Annotated in this window: 19 protein-coding genes; 14 read left to right on the top strand and 5 right to left on the bottom strand. The window is 51.3% G+C overall.

From position 1 onward, the window contains the following. Positions 1 to 163 precede the first annotated feature (163 nt). Together ACHHZ7_RS22610 and pbpG are read left to right on the top strand one after the other, a co-directional pair. Positions 164 to 751 carry a Yip1 family protein gene (locus ACHHZ7_RS22610; RefSeq protein ID WP_003834475.1) on the top strand — a complete coding sequence of 196 codons (588 nt, stop codon included), beginning with the start codon at positions 164 to 166 and terminating at the stop codon, positions 749 to 751. 180 nt (positions 752 to 931) lie between these two features. Further along, on the top strand, positions 932 to 1879 hold the full coding sequence (pbpG, locus tag ACHHZ7_RS22615) for a D-alanyl-D-alanine endopeptidase (protein WP_048234922.1): 948 nt from the start codon (positions 932 to 934) through the stop codon (positions 1877 to 1879). 101 nt (positions 1880 to 1980) lie between these two features. Here the strand turns inward: pbpG and dld are convergent, their stop codons facing one another. Further along, complete coding sequence (gene dld / locus ACHHZ7_RS22620; RefSeq protein WP_060683541.1) at positions 1981 to 3690, bottom strand: D-lactate dehydrogenase; 1710 nt, start codon at positions 3688 to 3690, stop codon at positions 1981 to 1983. A gap of 232 nt (positions 3691 to 3922) precedes the next feature. Here dld and bglX point away from each other — a divergent pair, with 232 nt between their 5' ends. The 5 genes from bglX (at position 3923) to ACHHZ7_RS22645 (ending at position 10207) form a co-directional block, all read left to right on the top strand. Next, positions 3923 to 6220: a beta-glucosidase BglX gene (bglX, locus tag ACHHZ7_RS22625; RefSeq protein WP_071845296.1), complete on the top strand. Its 2298-nt coding sequence runs from the start codon at positions 3923 to 3925 to the stop codon at positions 6218 to 6220. 232 nt (positions 6221 to 6452) lie between these two features. Beyond that, positions 6453 to 7370: an ABC transporter substrate-binding protein gene (locus ACHHZ7_RS22630; RefSeq protein ID WP_060683542.1), complete on the top strand. Its 918-nt coding sequence runs from the start codon at positions 6453 to 6455 to the stop codon at positions 7368 to 7370. Between the two features lie 15 nt (positions 7371 to 7385). Continuing rightward, a complete protein-coding gene (locus ACHHZ7_RS22635; protein ID WP_060683795.1) occupies positions 7386 to 8552 on the top strand; it encodes an ABC transporter permease in 1167 nt (388 codons plus the stop codon). Beyond that, positions 8545 to 9492: an ABC transporter ATP-binding protein gene (locus tag ACHHZ7_RS22640; RefSeq protein WP_060683543.1), complete on the top strand. Its 948-nt coding sequence runs from the start codon at positions 8545 to 8547 to the stop codon at positions 9490 to 9492. Before ACHHZ7_RS22635 ends, ACHHZ7_RS22640 begins: the two co-directional genes overlap by 8 nt. Continuing rightward, entirely contained in the window at positions 9476 to 10207 is a 732-nt protein-coding gene (locus tag ACHHZ7_RS22645; RefSeq protein ID WP_060683544.1) for an ABC transporter permease, read from the top strand. Before ACHHZ7_RS22640 ends, ACHHZ7_RS22645 begins: the two co-directional genes overlap by 17 nt. Here the strand turns inward: ACHHZ7_RS22645 and ACHHZ7_RS22650 are convergent. Next, entirely contained in the window at positions 10188 to 10295 is a 108-nt protein-coding gene (locus ACHHZ7_RS22650; protein ID WP_003027354.1) for a protein YohO, read from the bottom strand. The two genes, ACHHZ7_RS22645 and ACHHZ7_RS22650, sit on opposite strands and share 20 nt — an antisense overlap. A gap of 52 nt (positions 10296 to 10347) precedes the next feature. Further along, the gene (gene mlrA / locus ACHHZ7_RS22655; RefSeq protein ID WP_003027351.1) at positions 10348 to 11079 is read right to left on the bottom strand and encodes an HTH-type transcriptional regulator MlrA; all 732 of its coding nucleotides are present in this window, start codon (positions 11077 to 11079) and stop codon (positions 10348 to 10350) included. A gap of 225 nt (positions 11080 to 11304) precedes the next feature. Between mlrA and ACHHZ7_RS22660 the strand changes: the two genes are divergently transcribed. From ACHHZ7_RS22660 to ACHHZ7_RS22670, 3 genes are read left to right on the top strand one after another with little or no spacing between them, the layout of a single operon-like run. Further along, positions 11305 to 12990, top strand: a complete 1686-nt coding sequence (locus ACHHZ7_RS22660; protein WP_060683545.1) for a sensor histidine kinase — start codon at positions 11305 to 11307, stop codon at positions 12988 to 12990. After that, a complete protein-coding gene (btsR, locus tag ACHHZ7_RS22665; RefSeq protein ID WP_003840155.1) occupies positions 12987 to 13706 on the top strand; it encodes a two-component system response regulator BtsR in 720 nt (239 codons plus the stop codon). Before ACHHZ7_RS22660 ends, btsR begins: the two co-directional genes overlap by 4 nt. A gap of 46 nt (positions 13707 to 13752) precedes the next feature. Next, positions 13753 to 14223 carry a DUF1456 family protein gene (locus tag ACHHZ7_RS22670; RefSeq protein ID WP_003834454.1) on the top strand — a complete coding sequence of 157 codons (471 nt, stop codon included), beginning with the start codon at positions 13753 to 13755 and terminating at the stop codon, positions 14221 to 14223. A gap of 43 nt (positions 14224 to 14266) precedes the next feature. Here the strand turns inward: ACHHZ7_RS22670 and ACHHZ7_RS22675 are convergent, their stop codons facing one another. Continuing rightward, a complete protein-coding gene (locus tag ACHHZ7_RS22675; protein WP_060683546.1) occupies positions 14267 to 14725 on the bottom strand; it encodes a YehR family lipoprotein in 459 nt (152 codons plus the stop codon). A gap of 205 nt (positions 14726 to 14930) precedes the next feature. After that, a complete protein-coding gene (gene metG / locus ACHHZ7_RS22680; protein WP_060683547.1) occupies positions 14931 to 16964 on the bottom strand; it encodes a methionine--tRNA ligase in 2034 nt (677 codons plus the stop codon). A gap of 164 nt (positions 16965 to 17128) precedes the next feature. Here metG and apbC point away from each other — a divergent pair, with 164 nt between their 5' ends. The 4 genes from apbC to ACHHZ7_RS22700 form a co-directional block, all read left to right on the top strand. Then, entirely contained in the window at positions 17129 to 18238 is a 1110-nt protein-coding gene (gene apbC / locus ACHHZ7_RS22685) for an iron-sulfur cluster carrier protein ApbC (protein WP_003027343.1), read from the top strand. A 265-nt stretch (positions 18239 to 18503) separates the two neighbouring features. Beyond that, positions 18504 to 18785 (top strand): DUF2574 family protein, encoded by a 282-nt coding sequence (locus ACHHZ7_RS22690; protein ID WP_048234930.1) that lies wholly within the window; start codon positions 18504 to 18506, stop codon positions 18783 to 18785. A 284-nt stretch (positions 18786 to 19069) separates the two neighbouring features. After that, a complete protein-coding gene (locus ACHHZ7_RS22695; RefSeq protein WP_060683548.1) occupies positions 19070 to 19294 on the top strand; it encodes a hypothetical protein in 225 nt (74 codons plus the stop codon). Between the two features lie 49 nt (positions 19295 to 19343). Beyond that, the coding region (locus ACHHZ7_RS22700) for an IS1 family transposase (protein ID WP_001625102.1) at positions 19344 to 19435 on the top strand (92 nt) is incomplete at its 3' end.

Here is a 19435-nt window from a genome sequence, read left to right on the forward strand (position 1 = left end):
ACGTCGTTCAGTTCCCTAATGCCTGATGGCGCTTCGCTTATCAAGCCTACGGCTTACACACTTTTTACCCGGCGCTTCGGTATTTTTCATGTGTACATAAAATAATCAAAAGCTGAATTATACTTGAAGTGTTGAGGTCCGGAGCTGACAAGAAGGGGGCGGTATGAACCATGTCTGGGGGCTGTTTTCCCATCCCGATCGTGAAATGCACGTGATCAACAGCGAAAACGAAAGTGTTTCGCATCACTATACCCACCATGTACTGCTGATGGCGGCAATCCCGGTTGTTTGCGCGTTTATCGGTACCACGCAAATCGGCTGGAATTTTGGCGATGGCAATATCCTGAAGTTATCTCTGTTGACCGGATTTGCGATGGCAATTCTGTTTTACGGGGTGATGCTGGCAGGCGTCGCCGTCATGGGCCGGGTTATCTGGTGGATGGCACGTAATTACCCGCAGCGCCCATCGTTGGCGCATTGCATGGTCTTTGCAGGGTATGTCGCGACGCCGCTGTTTTTAAGCGGATTGGTCGCACTTTATCCGCTGGTCTGGCTGTGCGCATTGGTGGGGACCATTGCGTTGTTTTACACCGGTTATTTACTCTATCTCGGCATTCCGACGTTCCTGAATATCTCTAAAGAGGAAGGCCTGAGCTTTTCCAGTTCGACGCTGGCGATCGGTGTGCTGGTACTGGAAGTTCTGCTGGCGATTACGGTAATCCTGTGGGGTTACGGCTATCGGTTATTCTGACGGATAAACCTGTCTGCGCTGCGTTGTTGACGTAAAAGTCAGCAACGCAGCATTTCGAGACGATTCTCCTGTGGCGGCAAACCTGCCGGATCGCTATGATGCCTGAGCTAGCTTGAGATAATACTTAGTCTCTGGCGGTGTGCGTTGTGACGTGCGTGAACCATTATCAGAAATCTCATCATGCTGAAATTCCGAGTTTCATTATTAAGCCTTGCCCTGGTGCTGGCCGTTCCTTTTGCACCCCAAGCCGTGGCTAAAACGGCAACTACCGCAGCAGCTTCTCAGCCTGAGATAGCGTCCGGTAGCGCGATGATTGTTGATCTGAATACCAACAAAGTTATCTATTCGAACCACCCGGACCTTGTGCGTCCGATTGCGTCGATTACCAAATTAATGACCGCGATGGTGGTGCTTGATGCACGACTGCCGTTGGATGAGAAGCTGAAAGTTGATATCAGCCAGACGCCGGAAATGAAAGGCATCTACTCTCGTGTGCGACTGAACAGTGAAATTAGCCGTAAAGACATGCTGCTGCTGGCGCTGATGTCATCAGAAAACCGTGCGGCGGCGAGCCTGGCGCATCATTACCCTGGCGGTTATAACGCGTTTATTAAGGCCATGAATGCCAAAGCGAAAGCGCTCGGCATGACTCAGACACGCTTTGTGGAACCAACCGGCTTATCGATTCATAACGTCTCGACCGCCCGTGATTTAACCAAGCTGCTGATCGCCAGCAAGCAGTATCCGCTGATTGGCCAGTTAAGCACCACGCGTGAAGATATGGCGACCTTTGCCAACCCGGCTTATACGCTGCCATTCCGTAACACCAACCATCTGGTATACCGCGATAACTGGAATATTCAGTTAACCAAAACCGGGTTTACCAATGCGGCAGGCCACTGTCTGGTGATGCGCACCGTGATCAATAACAAACCGGTGGCGCTGGTGGTGATGGATGCGTTCGGTAAATATACCCACTTTGCCGATGCCAGCCGTTTACGTACCTGGATCGAAACGGGCAAGGTGATGCCGGTTCCGGCAGCGGCGCTGAGCTATAAAAAGCAAAAAGCGGCGCAGATGGCAGCGGCGGGTTCAGCGACGAGCGAGCAAACTGCACAGAACGATTAAATAAGACACCTCATCCGGCATACACATAGCTAATGTAGCGGTAGGCCGGGCAAGCGAAGCGCCCCCGGCAACATGCCCGGTGGCGCTTATCTTTTTCTGGTTTACGACTCTTTCCAGAACTTTTGCTTACTCGTTTTACCAATCCCCGGATTCATACTGTTGGTGGGGTCATTCTCGCGGTAAAAACGGGTTAATGTTTCCGGTGCTTTATACAGATGTCCGACGTTATGCTCTGCCGGATACTGTGCTCCGCGCTCGTGCAGAAGCTCCAGCATCTGCTCTTTCAGCGCATGCGCATCCACGCCTTTTTTCACGATGTAATCCTGGTGGAAGACGTGGCACATAAAGTGGCCGTAATAGAGTTTGTGCACCAGTTGGCTGTCGATCTCTGCAGGCAGATGCTCGTACCATTCGGTGTCGTTACGGCGCAGCGCGATATCCAGCGCCAGAATATCTTCCACTTCATCGGCATGTACGGCCTGATAACGAATCGCCGCGCCAGCCGCCGCAAAGCGATGCAAAAACGCCTTGCTGCCTTCTTCCGGCGTACATGCAAAGAAGTCGCCTTCAGCGGTTTTGAAAAACTCGCTTAGCCAGTTTTGCGCTTCAGCCACGCCACCACCGGCCATTTTTAACAGCAGGTGATGTTCGTACTTATCGCGCCAGCTTTTCATGCGCGCGGGTAAGTGGCTGGGGAACAAATGGCCAAATTTCTGCATTGCCCGATCGGTGAAATGTGGACGGAAAATTTTCACTTTTTCCAGCATTGCATCGGTGCGACCTTTCAGGGTGAAGAAGAACGGCATTTTGTCGGTGCCGAGCTTGTCGATCATCAGAAACGTATCTTTGCCGTATTGCTCAGCGATGTCATAAATATCGCGGTGCATATATTCACCGGCGACCGGCAGATGCTCAAATTTTGCCAAAATATGACGGCGGATCTCCGTCAGCACCTCTGGCTGGTTGGTACCGATGTAAAAGACCTGCTGGTTTTTTTCGGCTTCGAAGGTGTCCAGACGCACCGCAAAAACCGCGAGCTTGCCTGCACAACCGGATGATTCAAACAACCGATCCGGGTCGGCGTTATAGCGAGCGGGCGTGTCCGCCTCAATATCTCTGACGCGGGTAACGTAGTCGTGATCGTGTGCATGACGTCCATCGTGGCGCACATCGTCATCTTTGATACGCTCGTCATCAAGTTTGCTAAGGATCTGTTCTGGGGTCTGGCCCAGTTCGATACCCAGATGGTTAACCAGCTGTAATTTACCCTGCTCGTCAATACGCGCAAACAGCGACATCTCCGTGTATGCCGGACCGCGCTGAACCAGCGAGCCGCCAGAGTTGTTACAAATACCGCCAATCACTGAAGCGCCGATACAGGAAGATCCGATCACCGAATGCGGCTCACGGCCAAACGGCTTGAGCGCTTTTTCCAGTGAATAAAGCGTGGTGCCGGGATAGGCCAGCACCTGTTCGCCTTTGCCGATGACGTGCAGCTTATCAAGGCGCAGGGTGCTGATAATGACAATCTCGCGGTCGTAATCATTACCGCTCGGCGTAGAGCCTTCGGTCAGGCCAGTGTTGGCGGCCTGCATCAGGATAATTTTATCTGCGGCGACGCAAGCGTTGAGGACGCGCCACAGTTCTAAAAGCGAGCCAGGGAACACCACGGCGAGTGCATCGCCCTGACCGGAACGGAATCCCTTGCGATAGCGGGCGGTTTTAGCAGGGTCTGTGAGCAGGTGTGAATGACCTACCAGACGGGTCAGTTCATTCAGAAAAGCTTTATTATCTGTTGTAATGGAAGACATTCTCCACTCCTTGTGGTGGGACTCAATATCAGGAACAAGCATAGCGCTTTGTATGACAATACGCTTTCTCATTCACATTGTCTCTGGGTTGTCCTCCACTGAGTCGCGTTGGTTTCGAAAATTAGGATAATAACCTTAGCTTTCTTTATCGCTCCCGTTTAGTCTTACGGCAAACTGCGGTTTTTGTTATATTTTCGCTGCCTCGTCGGGAAAAAATAAAGAGAGAATCAACATGAAATGGCTATGTTCTGTAGGTGTCGCGGTGAGTCTGGCGTTGCAACCAGCGCTGGCGGACACGCTGTTTGGTAACCATCCTCTGACGCCAGAAGCGCGGGATGCATTCGTTACCGATTTACTTAAACAGATGACCGTGGATGAGAAAATTGGGCAACTACGCTTGATAAGCGTAGGGCCTGATAACCCGAAAGAAGCCATCCGCGAGATGATCAAAGACGGGCAGGTTGGGGCAATTTTTAACACCGTCACGCGCCAGGATATCCGCAAAATGCAGGATCAGGTGATGGAGCTCAGCCGCCTGAAAATTCCTCTCTTTTTTGCCTACGACGTATTGCACGGCCAGCGTACCGTGTTCCCGATAAGTCTCGGCCTGGCGTCCTCTTTTAATCTCGATGCGGTCAGAACAGTTGGCCGTATTTCCGCGTATGAGGCTGCCGATGATGGTCTGAATATGACCTGGGCGCCAATGGTCGATGTCTCTCGCGATCCGCGCTGGGGCCGTGCTTCAGAAGGTTTTGGTGAAGACACGTATTTAACGGCTACGATGGGTAAAACCATGGTGGAAGCGATGCAGGGGAAAAGCCCGGCTGACCGCTATTCGGTGATGACCAGCGTCAAGCACTTCGCCGCCTATGGCGCGGTTGAAGGTGGCAAGGAATATAACACCGTCGATATGAGCCCACAGCGTCTGTTCAACGACTATATGCCGCCGTATAAAGCCGGGCTGGACGCCGGTAGCGGTGCGGTGATGGTGGGTCTTAATTCGCTGAACGGTACACCAGCAACCTCAGATGCATGGCTGTTAAAAGACGTGCTGCGAGATGAATGGGGCTTTAAGGGGATTACCGTTTCCGATCACGGCGCGATTAAGGAACTGATTAAGCACGGTACCGCCTCCGATCCTGAAGATGCGGTGCGTGTGGCGATCAAGTCCGGCATCAACATGAGTATGAGCGATGAGTATTACAGCAAATATCTACCGGGCTTGATTAAATCCGGCAAAGTGACGATGGCGGAGCTGGACGACGCCGCACGCCACGTGCTGAACGTGAAATATGATATGGGGTTGTTTAACGATCCGTACAGCCATCTGGGGGCCAAAGAATCTGACCCACAGGACACCAACGCAGAAAGCCGTTTGCATCGCAAAGAGGCGCGTGAAGTGGCGCGCGAAAGCCTGGTGTTGCTGAAAAACCGTCTGGAAACGTTGTCGCTGAAAAAATCCGCCACCGTGGCGGTTGTCGGACCGCTGGCCGACAGCAAGCGTGATGTAATGGGCAGTTGGTCCGCCGCCGGTGTTGCCGATCAGTCGGTAACGGTGCTGACGGGGATTAAAAATGCCGTCGGCGAACAGGGCAAAGTGCTGTACGCCAAAGGGGCGAATATCACCAACGACAAAGGCATTGTCGATTTCCTCAACCTGTATGAAGAAGCGGTAAAGGTTGACCCGCGTTCGCCGCAGGCGATGATCGATGAAGCCGTTAACGCCGCGAAGCAATCTGATGTGGTTGTCGCGGTAGTCGGTGAAGCGCAGGGCATGGCGCATGAAGCTTCCAGCCGCACCGATATCACTATTCCGCAGAGTCAGCGTGACCTGATTGCTGCGCTGAAAGCCACGGGTAAACCTCTGGTTCTGGTGTTGATGAACGGTCGTCCGCTGGCGCTGGTGAAGGAAGATCAACAAGCCGATGCGATCCTCGAAACCTGGTTTGCCGGGACGGAGGGCGGTAACGCCATCGCCGATGTGCTGTTTGGTGATTACAATCCGTCAGGCAAGCTGCCGATGTCTTTCCCGCGCTCTGTTGGACAGATCCCGGTCTATTACAGCCATCTCAATACCGGTCGTCCGTATAACGCCGATAAGCCGAACAAGTACACGTCGCGCTACTTTGATGAAGCCAATGGTCCGTTGTATCCCTTTGGTTATGGCCTGAGCTACACCACGTTTACGGTTTCTGATGTGAAGCTCTCTTCTCCGACGATGAAGCGTGACGGAACCGTGACGGCCAGCGTGCAGGTGACCAACACCGGCAAGCGCGAAGGTGCAACGGTGATTCAGATGTATTTACAGGATGTGACCGCCTCCATGAGTCGTCCGGTAAAACAGCTGAAAGGTTTTGAAAAAGTGAATCTTAAGCCAGGTGAAACTCAGACCGTCAGCTTCCCGATTGATATTGAAGCGCTCAAATTCTGGAACCAGCAGATGAAATACGATGCAGAACCCGGCAAATTTAACGTTTTCATCGGCGTGGATTCCGCCAGAGTGAAGCAGGGCGAATTTGAACTGCTGTAATAGATGAATAAAGTCATTCAGCATGCCTGATGGCCCTACGCTTATCAGGCTGACAAAGTCGTATCATCCGGCAAATTCATATTGGGTTTGCCGGATTTTTTTTATTTTATTATCGCCTTACCGCTAATAACTCTCAGCGTTACCACCCAATTGCCAGGTTAAGGCTTGATTTTTCGACTATGCTTTTTCCTCAAGTCTCTGAAAAGGGCCGCAAAAGGATGAGGAGTACAGCATGATAATCTCAAAAGTATCGGTGGGTTCGCTGGTGCTGTTAGCCGCGATCAGCCTACCCTTACAGGCCGCGTCACCCGTCACAGTTGGTTCAAAAATAGATACCGAAGGGGCGCTGCTCGGCAACATTATTTTGCAGGTGCTCGAAAGCCATGGCGTGAAAACCGTCAATAAAGTACAGCTGGGTACCACTCCAGTAGTGCGTGGGGCAATCACCTCCGGTGAGCTGGATATTTATCCGGAATATACCGGTAATGGCGCATTCTTTTTTAAAGATGAAAATGATCCCGCGTGGAAAAATGCGCAGGCCGGTTTCGAGAAAGTGAAAAAGCTGGATGCAGAGCAAAATAAGCTGGTCTGGCTAACACCTGCACCCGCCAATAATACCTGGACCATTGCGGTACGCCAGGATGTCGCGCAAAAGAACAAGCTTGAGTCCCTTGCTGATTTAGGCCGCTACCTGAAAGACGGGGGAACGTTAAAACTTGCTGCCTCTGCTGAATTTATCGAACGGGCTGACGCGTTGCCTGCGTTTGAAAAAGCCTATGATTTCAAACTGAATCAAAATCAGCTGTTGTCGCTGGCAGGAGGAGATACCGCGGTGACGATTAAAGCAGCGGCGCAGCAGACTTCTGGAGTCAATGCGGCGATGGCTTATGGCACCGATGGCCCGGTTGCGGCGCTCGGTCTGCAAACTTTAAGCGATCCCAAAGGTGTCCAGCCCATTTATGCGCCAGCACCCGTCGTACGTGAATCGGTGCTGAAAGACTACCCGCAAATGGGAGAATGGCTACAACCGGTTTTTGCCAGCCTGGATGAAAAAACGTTGCAGCAGCTGAATGCCAGTATTGCCGTGGAGGGGCTGGATGCGAAAAAAGTTGCAGCAGACTACCTGAAGCAAAAAGGATGGGTGAAGTAACGGAGTTTGCAGCAGGTGGGTGTTTTGTCAAAGATTTCAGTTAATCGGGTGCTGTTGTTACTGGTACTTCTTACCTTCGCGGCGGCAGCGCTGCCTTTCATTAGCTATGCGCCTAATCGCCTGGTCTCCGGTGAGGGGCGCCAACTCTGGGATATCCGGCCCGACATGGCGTGGGGATTGGCAGTAGCCTGTTCGCTGCTGTTTCTTCTGTGCTTTGTACCGGGAAAGCCCGGCAATATATTGACGCTTGTTATTAGCCAGTTGCTGGTGATTGCGGCGCTGGTAACCGCAGGAACAACGGCAACGTATCTGGCCCAGACGGGAAGTCCACTGGCCAGAACCAGCCTGGGCAGCGGGTTCTGGTTGGGGCTAGGACTAATGTTGCTGGCCGCCAGTGACGCCATTCGTCGCATAACCGAACAGGCATCATGGCGTTGGCTGTTACACGCGCAAATGTTTATTTTTCCGCTGGTGCTTTTGTTCTCCGGCACGTTTAACGAACTTTCCCTACTTAAAGAATATGCCAACCGTCAGGATGTCTTCAACGACGCCCTTGCGCAGCATCTGACAATTCTGTTCGCTACCGTGGTGCCCGCGCTGCTTATTGGTGTGCCGTTGGGCATCTGGTGTGCTTTCTCTGTCTCCCGTCAGGGGCCGGTTTTTGCGGTACTGAATATCATCCAAACCATTCCCTCAGTCGCGCTGTTTGGCCTGTTAATTGCGCCCCTTGCCGGGTTGGTGAAGCACTTTCCTTTGTTGGGTTCGCTCGGCGTCGCCGGGACCGGCCTGACGCCTGCGCTTATTGCGTTAGTGCTGTATGCGCTGTTACCGCTGGTACGTGGCGTTGTGGCTGGATTGAATCAGGTGCCGCGGGATGTACTGGAAAGCGCCCGAGCGATGGGAATGAACACTTTCCAGCGATTTGTTTCGGTGCAGTTCCCGCTGGCATTGCCGGTCTTCTTGCGCAGTTTACGGGTAGTGATGGTGCAAACGGTGGGAATGGCGGTGATTGCTGCGCTGATTGGCGCAGGGGGATTTGGCGCGCTGGTCTTTCAGGGATTACTCAGTAGCGCCGTCGATTTAGTGTTGCTGGGCGTGATCCCGGTTGTGGTACTGGCGGTATTGATTGATGCGCTGTTTGATTTAGGGCTCGCGCTGTTGAAGGTAACAAACAATGATTGAATTTCGCCATGTCAGTAAAACCTATGGTCAGCAAACAGCCGTTGACGACCTTAACCTGCGGTTGGGGGAGGGCAGCTTTTCGGTGTTAATTGGCACGTCAGGTTCCGGGAAATCCACCACGCTGAAAATGATCAATCGGCTGGTTGAACATGACAGCGGACAGATTCGCTTTGCCGGGGAAGAGATCCGCAGCCTACCGGTACTGGAGTTAAGGCGGCGCATGGGATACGCGATTCAGTCTATTGGCTTGTTTCCCCACTGGACCGTCGCGCAGAACATCGCTACGGTGCCGCAGCTACAAAAGTGGTCGCGTTCTCGTATTGATGACCGAACAGACGAACTGATGGCGCTGCTGGGTCTTGAGGACAGTTTGCGCCATCGTTATCCGCATCAGCTGTCTGGCGGGCAACAGCAGCGGGTCGGGGTTGCTCGCGCACTGGCGGCAGATCCGCAGGTACTGCTGATGGATGAGCCTTTTGGCGCGCTGGATCCGGTCACCCGCGGTGCGCTGCAGCAGGAGATGACGCGTATTCATCGTCTGCTCGGGCGTACCATTGTGCTGGTGACGCATGATATCGACGAGGCGCTAAGGCTGGCGGAGCATCTGGTTCTGATGGATGCAGGAAAGGTAGTGCAGCAAGGCACGCCGCTGTCGATGCTGACAGCACCGGCGAACGAATTCGTGCAAACATTCTTTGGCCGTAGTGAACTGGGCGTACGTCTGTTGTCGCTTCGCACGGTAGGGGATTTTATCCGTCGCGGTGAACACACAGCCGGTGAACCGTTGGTAGATGAAATGACGCTGCGTGATGCGTTGTCGGTGTTCGTAGCGCGCGGTTGCGACGTCTTGCCGGTCGTGACCCCGCAGGGGGTGTCCTGCGGGACGCTTCATTTTCGTGATTTGCTTTCGGAGATGCCGACCCGTGAAACGTCTTGCTGATCCGTTGTTATGGCTTATTGTCCTGTTTCTGGTCCTGTTAGTTGGGTTGCCTCATAGTCAGGCCTTGTTCAGTGCGCTATTTCCGGCGCTACCGCGTCCCGTGTATCAGCAGGAAAGTTTTGCGGCGCTGGCACTGAGCCATTTTGGCCTGGTGGGGATTTCAAGCCTGATTGCCGTACTTATTGGCACCGGGGCCGGTATAGCGGTAACCCGACCCTGGGGCGCGGAATTCCGGCCGATGGTGGAAACCATTGCCGCCGTGGGGCAGACCTTTCCGCCAGTTGCGGTGTTGGCGATAGCTGTACCGGTGATGGGATTTGGTCCTGAACCGGCAATTATCGCGTTGATCCTGTATGGCGTATTACCGATCTTGCAGGCAACACTGGCGGGACTCGGCGGAATTTCACCCAGCGTGATGGATATTGCCAGCGGAATGGGAATGAGTCAGGGGCAGCGGCTGCGTAAAGTCGAGTTGCCGCTGGCGGCCCCGGTGATTCTGGCCGGGATTCGCACGTCGGTGATTATTAATATCGGCACCGCAACCATCGCCTCAACCGTTGGGGCGAACACACTGGGTACGCCGATTATTATCGGGCTGAGTGGGTTCAATACCGCCTATGTGATTCAGGGAGCGCTGCTGGTCGCGCTGGCGGCGGTAATTGTTGACCGCGGGTTTGAGCGATTAGCGAGCCGCCTTACCCGGCACGTAAAATGAATGTGTAGCCTGCCAGCATGACGCCGCCGATACCGCCGATAGCCATTAGCAGAAAGAGGGTGATAACACCGATTTTAGCTGCGCTCATTATGCACTCCTTATGTGAATTCAAGGATTGTACACTATTTGTTAATAGAATATTAAATGCCGAGTGGATAAATATCGTGACCTAACGCGCGCCATTCGTTCAGCTGTTGCTGCTGAGCGGGCGTTTGGTTCTCGCCGCACCAGACAAGCAAGGTGCGACCTTCAAACAGCTCCGGTCGCAGTTGGTTCAGCGAATGGGCAAGGACGTCAATGCGCCATCCCTGCTGGCTGGCGACCCAACCTTCCAGCCATAAACGGGTCGTATCCTGAATGTTCCAGCCAACCACCAGAGCATCTTTCCCCTGTTTCTTACGTGCTGAGGCCAGACAAATCGCGATGTAGTTGATCAGTACGCCGTCGAGGATCCCCAGTAACGCCTGTAGGATCGGCTGTTGGCATTGCAGACGTCGGCGTAACGGAATGAACAAATGGGTGTTGAGCGTTTGTGCAGGATAATCCTGGCCACGCTCTTTGATCCAAAGTCTGAGACTATGCAGATTATTACTTTGCAAATAGCTCAACAGCGTCTCTTGTTGTTCACGCCAACCGTTATGCACATCAATGCTCTCATTGCTGAGCAACATTTTAACCTTGCTGACCTGGACACCGTTGTTTATCCAGCGTTTTATCTCGCGGATCCGGTCGATATCCGCATCGTTAAACAGGCGATGCCCGCCGTCTGTCCGCTGCGGTTTAAGTAATCCGTAACGCCTCTGCCACGCGCGTAAAGTGACAGGGTTGATATCACAAAGCAAAGCCACTTCACCTATTGTGTAAAGCGCCATCGTCGTCTCACTCTTGCTCGCGAGGTCCCAGTTTTACTTTAGACGCTCTTTTGCGAACCAGGTAGTTTTGTCTGTTTTTTGATCTATGAATGGGTGAATTTGTAACCATGCTCGCGCTTTCGAGTGATCGTTCTCACAAATTCGTCTTTTTTTGCAACACTTCAAAGAAAGTTACACGCAGCCCATGTATGTTACGCGCTTTTAAGTGATGTGTGGTTGGCGGGTATGTACGAGTTTAATCTGGTGTTGCTGCTGCTTCAGCAGATGTGTGTGTTCCTCGTTATCGCGTGGCTCATGAGCAAAACGCGTTTGTTTATCCCGCTGATGCAGGTGACTATCCGACTCCCGCATAAACTGCTTTGCTACGTCACCTTTTCCATTTTCTGCATTTTGGGCACCTATTTCGGGCTGCACATTGATGATTCTATTGCCAACACCCGTGCTATCGGCGCGGTGATGGGCGGGCTGCTTGGCGGCCCTGTGGTCGGTGGTTTAGTTGGTCTTACCGGCGGTTTGCATCGTTATTCTATGGGGGGGATGACAGCGCTTAGCTGCATGATCTCGACCATTGTGGAAGGGTTGCTCGGCGGGCTGGTGCACAGCGTGCTTACCCGTCGTGGTCGTACCGATAAAGTCTTTAGTCCGCTGACTGCGGGGGCGATTACCTTTGTCGCCGAACTGGTGCAGATGCTGATCATCTTATTAATTGCCCGTCCGTTTGACGATGCGTTTCGGTTGGTCAGCAATATTGCCGCGCCTATGATGGTAACCAATACCGTGGGCGCCGCCTTGTTTATGCGTATTTTGCTCGATAAACGCGCGATGTTTGAAAAATATACCTCCGCTTTTTCCGCCACAGCACTCAAAGTTGCCGCCTCAACGGAAGGTATTTTACGCCAGGGGTTCAATGAGGTTAACAGCATGAAGGTTGCTCAGGTGCTGTATGAAGAGCTGGATATCGGTGCGGTGGCGATTACCGATCGTGAGAAACTGCTGGCATTTACCGGTATTGGTGACGATCACCATCTACCCGGCAAACCTATTTCATCGTCATATACCCAACGCGCGATTGAAACCGGAGAGGTGGTGTATGCCGATGGAAATGAAGTTCCTTACCGTTGCTCTTTGCACCCGCAATGCAAATTAGGCTCGACGCTGGTGATCCCTCTGCGAGGTGAAAACCAGCGGGTAATGGGGACCATCAAACTGTATGAAGCCAAAAACCGCCTCTTTAGTTCGATCAACCGTACGCTGGGGGAAGGGATCGCCCAACTGCTTTCGGCACAGATTCTGGCCGGGCAGTATGAGCGGCAAAAAGCGATGCTCACGCAGTCGGAAATAAAACTCCTGCACGCCCAGGTCAATCCCCATTTTCTGTTTAATGCACTCAACACCATCAAAGCTGTGATCCGACGCGATAGCGAGCAGGCCAGCCAACTGGTGCAGTATCTGTCGACGTTCTTTCGTAAAAATTTAAAACGCCCGTCGGAAATTGTGACGCTGGCAGATGAAATTGAACACGTTAATGCTTATCTGCAAATTGAAAAGGCACGATTCCAGACGCGTCTTCAGGTGACCTTGACGGTCCCAGAAGAACTTTCGCATCAGCAATTACCCGCTTTTACTCTGCAGCCCATCGTGGAGAATGCCATCAAACACGGTACTTCTCAGTTACTGGATACCGGTGAAGTATCGATCACCGCCCGTCGCGAAGGGCAATATCTGATGCTGGATATTGAAGACAATGCCGGGCTGTATCAGCCAACCTCAGAAGCCAATGGACTGGGTATGAATCTGGTCGATAAACGACTGCGCGAGCGGTTTGGCGATGATTTTGGCATCAGCGTAGTGTGTGAACCTGACCGCTTTACTCGAATCACTTTACGACTTCCTCTGGAGGAACTGGCATGATCAAAGTGCTGATTGTCGATGACGAACCGTTAGCCCGGGAGAATCTGCGGATCCTGTTGCAAGAGCAAAGCGACATCGAGATTGTCGGTGAATGTTCGAATGCGGTGGAAGCCATTGGCGCGGTGCATAAATTGCGTCCGGATGTTCTGTTCCTTGATATTCAGATGCCGCGAATCAGCGGCCTGGAAATGGTTGGCATGCTTGATCCCGAGCATCGTCCGTACATTGTTTTTCTGACCGCCTTTGATGAGTATGCGGTGAAAGCCTTCGAAGAACATGCGTTTGATTATCTGCTCAAGCCGATTGAAGAAGCACGGCTGGAAAAAACGCTGATCCGTTTGCGTCAGGAGCGTACCAAGCAGGATGTATCACTGCTTCCAGAAAATCAGCAGGCACTGAAGTTTATTCCGTGCAGCGGCCATAGCCGGATCTATTTGCTGCAAATGGATGATGTGGCGTTTATCAGCAGTCGCATGAGTGGTGTGTATGTGACGAGCAGCGATGGTAAAGAAGGCTTCACTGAGTTGACGCTCAGGACGCTGGAGAGCCGTACTCCTCTGCTGCGTTGTCATCGGCAATATCTGGTAAATATGGCGCAATTGCAGGAGATCCGTCTGGAAGACAACGGTCAGGCGGAACTGATTTTGCGTAACGGACTGACCGTTCCGGTGAGTCGTCGTTATCTTAAAAGTCTAAAAGAGGCGATTGGACTGTAAAACTGATACACTGCGCGCCATTGCATCACCGACAGTTGAAGGCTCTATGCTAAGTAACGATATTCTTCGTAGCCTGCGCTACACCCTGAAAGCGAACAATAACGACATGGTGCGTATTCTTGCGCTTGCTGACATGGAATCCACCTCCGCAGGTTTCGATACCTGGATGACAAAAGAAGATGAGGCTGGGTTTGTTCGTTGCCCGGATATCATTCTCTCCGGTTTTTTAAACGGCCTGATTTATCATCTGCGTGGTAAAGATGATTCTGCACCGGAACTGGCGCTGGAGCGTCGTGTTAATAACAATACGGTGCTGAAAAAGCTGCGTATCGCCTTTTCGCTGAAAACCGACGATATTCTGGCTATTATGACCGAGCAGAAATTCCGTGTGTCGATGCCGGAAATTACCGCCATGATGCGTGCACCTGATCATAAGAACTATCGCGAATGCGGCGATCAGTTCCTGCGTTATTTTCTGCGTGGTTTGACATCACGGGTACATAACGCGAAGCCATAAAGAAAAAATGGGCGACGCCGATTAAAATCGGGTCGCCGATGGTTTACTTCACTTCTTTAAAACCCGCCGATTCCATTACCGTTTGCATTTGCTTCATGCTGATGTTTTTATCGGCGTTTTCAGATAGCTTCATCCCTGAAATGGCCTGCAACGCTTTTATATCAACTTGTTCCATATCGATAGTGACATTTTCTTGCGCGTAGGTATCTGAATAGGTGAGTTTTTCTTCTATGCCAGTAATGTTCTGATATTTGGCGCTTAATGCGTCGAATACTTTTGCTGCTTCCTCTTTATTGCTGGCACCGACTGACGCATAGCTAATTTTACTTTCGGAGATTTGCTTCAGGACCTTATCACCTTTATAGGTGTAAGAGACGGTGATATCAGAACCATTAATGTTGGCATTGAATGTTTTTGTCTCTTCTTTATCACCACATCCCGCCAGGGAAAAAACCACAATCGATGCCACGGCGAGAGAAAATAATTTTTGTAACGCTTTCATGTAAAACTCCATTTCATGAATATCGGATGTTAAATAATAACGTCCACGAATCTGGTGAGCCCGGACTACCTTGATACCAGAGCAGTATAGAATAAATCTAATATTAACAACGAAGCAGTCCGAAAATGGAGCAGGGGTTAAGATTAGAGGAAGCACTTGCGTAGCAAAAAAAAGCGCTGCGGTTGCAGCGCTTGAGATGTTTGATTTACTTCACCTGTTGGCCTGGTTTTGCACCTTCGTCAGGGCTTAACAGGAAGATATCTTTCCCGCCAGGACCTGCGGCCATCACCATCCCTTCGGAAATGCCGAAGCGCATCTTACGTGGTGCCAGGTTGGCAACCATAATGGTCTGGCGGCCAATCAGGACTTGCGGATCTGGATACGCAGAACGAATACCAGAGAAGACGTTACGTTTCTCACCACCGAGATCCAGCGTCAGACGCAGCAGTTTGTCGGAACCTTCCACGAACTCGACGTTTTCAATCAGCGCTACACGCAGGTCAACTTTGGCGAAATCGTCAAAGGTGATGGTTTCCTGAATCGGGTCATCAGCCAGCGGGCCGGTAACCGGTGCAGCAGCTGCTTTCACTTCTTCTTTCGACGCCTCAACCAGCGCTTCAACTTGTTTCATGTCGATGCGATTGTACAGCGCTTTAAAGGTGTTGACCTTGTGGCCGAGTAGTGGCTGTTCAATGGCATCCCAGCTCAGTTCGCTGTTCAGGAAAGCTTCAACACGTTCAGCAAGCGTTGGCAGAACCGGTTTCAGGTAAGTCATCAGCACGCGGAACAGGTTGATACCCATGGAGCAGATCGCCTGCAGGTCGGCATCGCGGCCTTCCTGTTTAGCCACGACCCACGGTGCCTGTTCGTCAACGTAGCGGTTTGCCACGTCGGCCAGCGCCATGATTTCACGGATAGCTTTACCAAATTCACGGCTTTCCCATGCTTCGCCAATCACTACTGCGGCGTCGGTGAAGGTTTTATACAGCGCCGGGTCGGCCAGTTCATTCGCCAGAACGCCGTCAAAACGCTTAGCAATAAAGCCGGCGTTACGGGATGCCAGGTTGACTACTTTGTTGACGATATCGGCGTTAACGCGCTGGACAAAGTCTTCCAGGTTCAGGTCGATGTCATCAATACGTGAAGAAAGCTTCGCGGTGTAGTAGTAGCGCAAGCTGTCGGCATCGAAGTGCTTCAGCCAGGTGCTGGCCTTAATGAAGGTGCCGCGAGATTTGGACATCTTCGCGCCGTTCACCGTCACATAACCGTGTACAAACAGGTTGGTCGGCTTACGGAAGTTGCTGCCTTCCAGCATGGCAGGCCAGAACAGGCTGTGGAAGTAAACGATATCCTTACCGATGAAGTGATACAGCTCGGCGTCAGAATCTTTCTTCCAGTACTCGTCAAAACTGGTGGTGTCACCGCGCTTATCGCACAGGTTTTTGAATGAACCCATATAGCCAATTGGCGCGTCCAGCCAGACATAGAAGTACTTGCCAGGCGCATTCGGGATTTCAAAACCGAAGTACGGGGAATCGCGAGAGATATCCCACTGTTGCAGGCCGGATTCGAACCATTCCTGCATTTTGTTGGCAACCTGCTCCTGTAACGCGCCGCTGCGCGTCCACGCCTGCAGCATTTCGCTGAATGACGGCAGATCAAAGAAGAAGTGTTCGGAGTCACGCATCACCGGCGTTGCGCCAGACACGACGGATTTCGGCTCGATAAGTTCGGTCGGGCTGTAGGTTGCGCCGCAGACTTCACAGTTATCGCCGTACTGATCCGGAGACTTACATTTCGGGCAGGTGCCTTTAACGAAACGGTCCGGCAGGAACATGCCTTTTTCCGGATCGTAAAGCTGGGAGATTGTACGGTTCTTAATAAAACCGTTCTCCTTCAGGCGAGTATAAATCAGCTCAGACAACTCACGGTTCTCTTCGCTGTGCGTCGAGTGGTAGTTGTCATAGCTGATGTCAAAACCTGCAAAATCAGTCTGATGCTCCTGACTCATTTCACCGATCATCTGCTCTGGCGTGATCCCAAGCTGCTGTGCTTTCAGCATGATTGGCGTACCGTGTGCGTCGTCCGCGCAGATGAAGTTAACCTGGTGGCCGCGCATTCGCTGGTAACGGACCCAGACATCAGCCTGGATGTGCTCCAGCATATGGCCGAGGTGGATTGAGCCGTTGGCGTACGGCAGCGCGCACGTTACCAGAATTTTCTTCGCGACTTGAGTCATAGTGGGCAATTACTTCTTTTGTAGTGAAAAGGGCTTTGATAGTACCAAAATGGTAATTACTGCGCCAAGCGATAAGGGCATTTATCCGTAAATGAATAATTGTTGCGGTTGGAGTAAACTACCTGGTGACTATTGTATATTCAGAACAACAAAAAGGAGTCGGGATGAACGCACAATCCCAGGCCAAATCACCAGAGACCCTGCGCGCCATGGTTGCCGGGACGCTGGCGAATTTTCAGCATTCAACCCTGAAGCATAATCTGACGACGCTTAAAGCGTTGCACCACGTCGCCTGGATGGATGACACGTTGCACGTTGAGCTGGTCATGCCGTTTGTCTGGCATAGCGCGTTTGAGGACTTAAAAGAGCAATGTAGCGCCGATCTGCTGCGTATTACCGGTGCTAAAGCGATCGACTGGAAACTGTCGCATAACATCGCGACGCTGAAACGCGTGAAAAACCAGCCGGGTATTAATGGTGTGAAAAACATCATCGCCGTCAGTTCAGGTAAAGGTGGCGTGGGTAAATCCTCTACCGCCGTGAACCTGGCGCTGGCGCTGGCTGCAGAAGGGGCGAAGGTAGGGATTCTGGATGCCGATATTTATGGTCCGTCTATCCCGACAATGCTTGGCGCGGAAAACCAGCGTCCAACCTCCCCAGATGGTACCCACATGGCACCGATCATGTCTCATGGTCTGGCAACGAACTCCATTGGTTATCTGGTCACTGACGATAACGCGATGGTATGGCGCGGCCCGATGGCCAGCAAAGCGCTGCTGCAGATGTTGCAGGAAACCTTATGGCCGGATCTTGATTATCTGGTACTGGATATGCCGCCGGGCACCGGTGACATCCAGCTGACGCTGGCGCAGAACATTCCGGTAACGGGCGCAGTTGTTGTCACTACGCCGCAGGACATCGCGCTGATCGATGCGAAAAAGGGCATCGTGATGTTCGAAAAAGTCGAAGTGCCGGTACTGGGTATTGTTGAGAATATGAGTATGCATATTTGCAGCAACTGCGGTCACCATGAACCGATCTTCGGTACCGGTGGGGCACAGAAGTTGGCCGAGCAGTATCACACTCAACTGCTGGGACAGATGCCGCTGCATATTTCTCTGCGTGAGGACCTCGATCGTGGTACGCCGACGGTGATTAGCCGTCCTGATAGCGAATTTACTGCTATTTACCGCGACCTGGCAGGACGAGTGGCTGCACAGCTCTACTGGCAGGGAGAGGTTATTCCGGGCGAGATTGCCTTCCGCGCGGTGTAATTTATAGCGTTACAGATATTCACCGCATCAATGTATTATTGATGCGGTGAATATATTAAATTTAAAAATCTTACGATATTGTTCATTCTGTGTTTATAATTCATGCCTTTTTCCGAATAAATCACCTCGATGCATCATTATAATTGATCAAATCTATCTCATTAATCTACAATTTCAATTGGTTCAAACAGGGTGTTATGCCCATAATCTGCTGAACAGGTCCTCTGTATGCTATTTGATGCTAACCACAGGAATAACGATTAAAATGAAAAAAAGTTTACTGATGGGAATTATAGCTCTGACTTATGGAATGAGCGCCCCTACCTTCGCTTCCGATACTGCGACCTTAACAATCAGTGGGCGAGTCGTTGAACCAACCTGTAGTGCTGACGTCGTGAATAACAACGTTCAACAGAAATGCGGTCAATCTCTTCATCTTTCAAATGTTAGTCATGTGGATCCTGTTCCAGCGAAGGGCGTCGTGACCGAGATCGTTTCTGTACCAGGGGATTCTATGCGACAGATAGTGTTAAACCGTTACGATTAGACTAAGAATCTCAGTGTTGATATTAAGCACTCATCATTTATATGAATGATGAGTGCTTTTCTATTTCTCTAACAAATAAAAAACGACAATTAATAACGCTAATTTATTAAATATATAAATAGTGTTTATCTTCAATTATTTGTTGCAATTATATTGCAATTGGTAACTTGTTTTAAATCAACAAAACAACGTGTTCACATTGCGATAACGTTTTTGGTGTGCGAATTTAAATCCAAGAGTTAACCCTCTTAACAAATAGAAATTATTTTATTAAGGAAGATATTATGAAACGTTCAATTATTTCTGCTGCTGTGCTGTCTGCTGTATTTATGAGTGCCGGGGCTTTTGCTGCTGGGGTTGAAGAAGGTACGTTAACAATTACCGGTATGGTGTCAGGTACCGCTTGTAAGTTCCTTGATACAGCAAATACCGCTACTATTACATTAGACGATATTCCCGCTACAATGCTTACTCCACTGGCCGCGGGTCAGGATACGGGCTATGGGTGATGCTGCCAACTTACGATTTAGTGTATGATGGTGTTTTTGAGGTGCTCCAGTGGCTTCTGTTTCTATCAGCTGTCCCTCCTGTTCAGCTACTGACGGGGTGGTGCGTAACGGCAAAAGCACTGCCGGACATCAGCGCTATCT

This window comes from Citrobacter freundii complex sp. 2024EL-00216, assembly GCF_043945515.1.
Classification (GTDB): Bacteria; Pseudomonadota; Gammaproteobacteria; order Enterobacterales; family Enterobacteriaceae; genus Citrobacter; species Citrobacter portucalensis.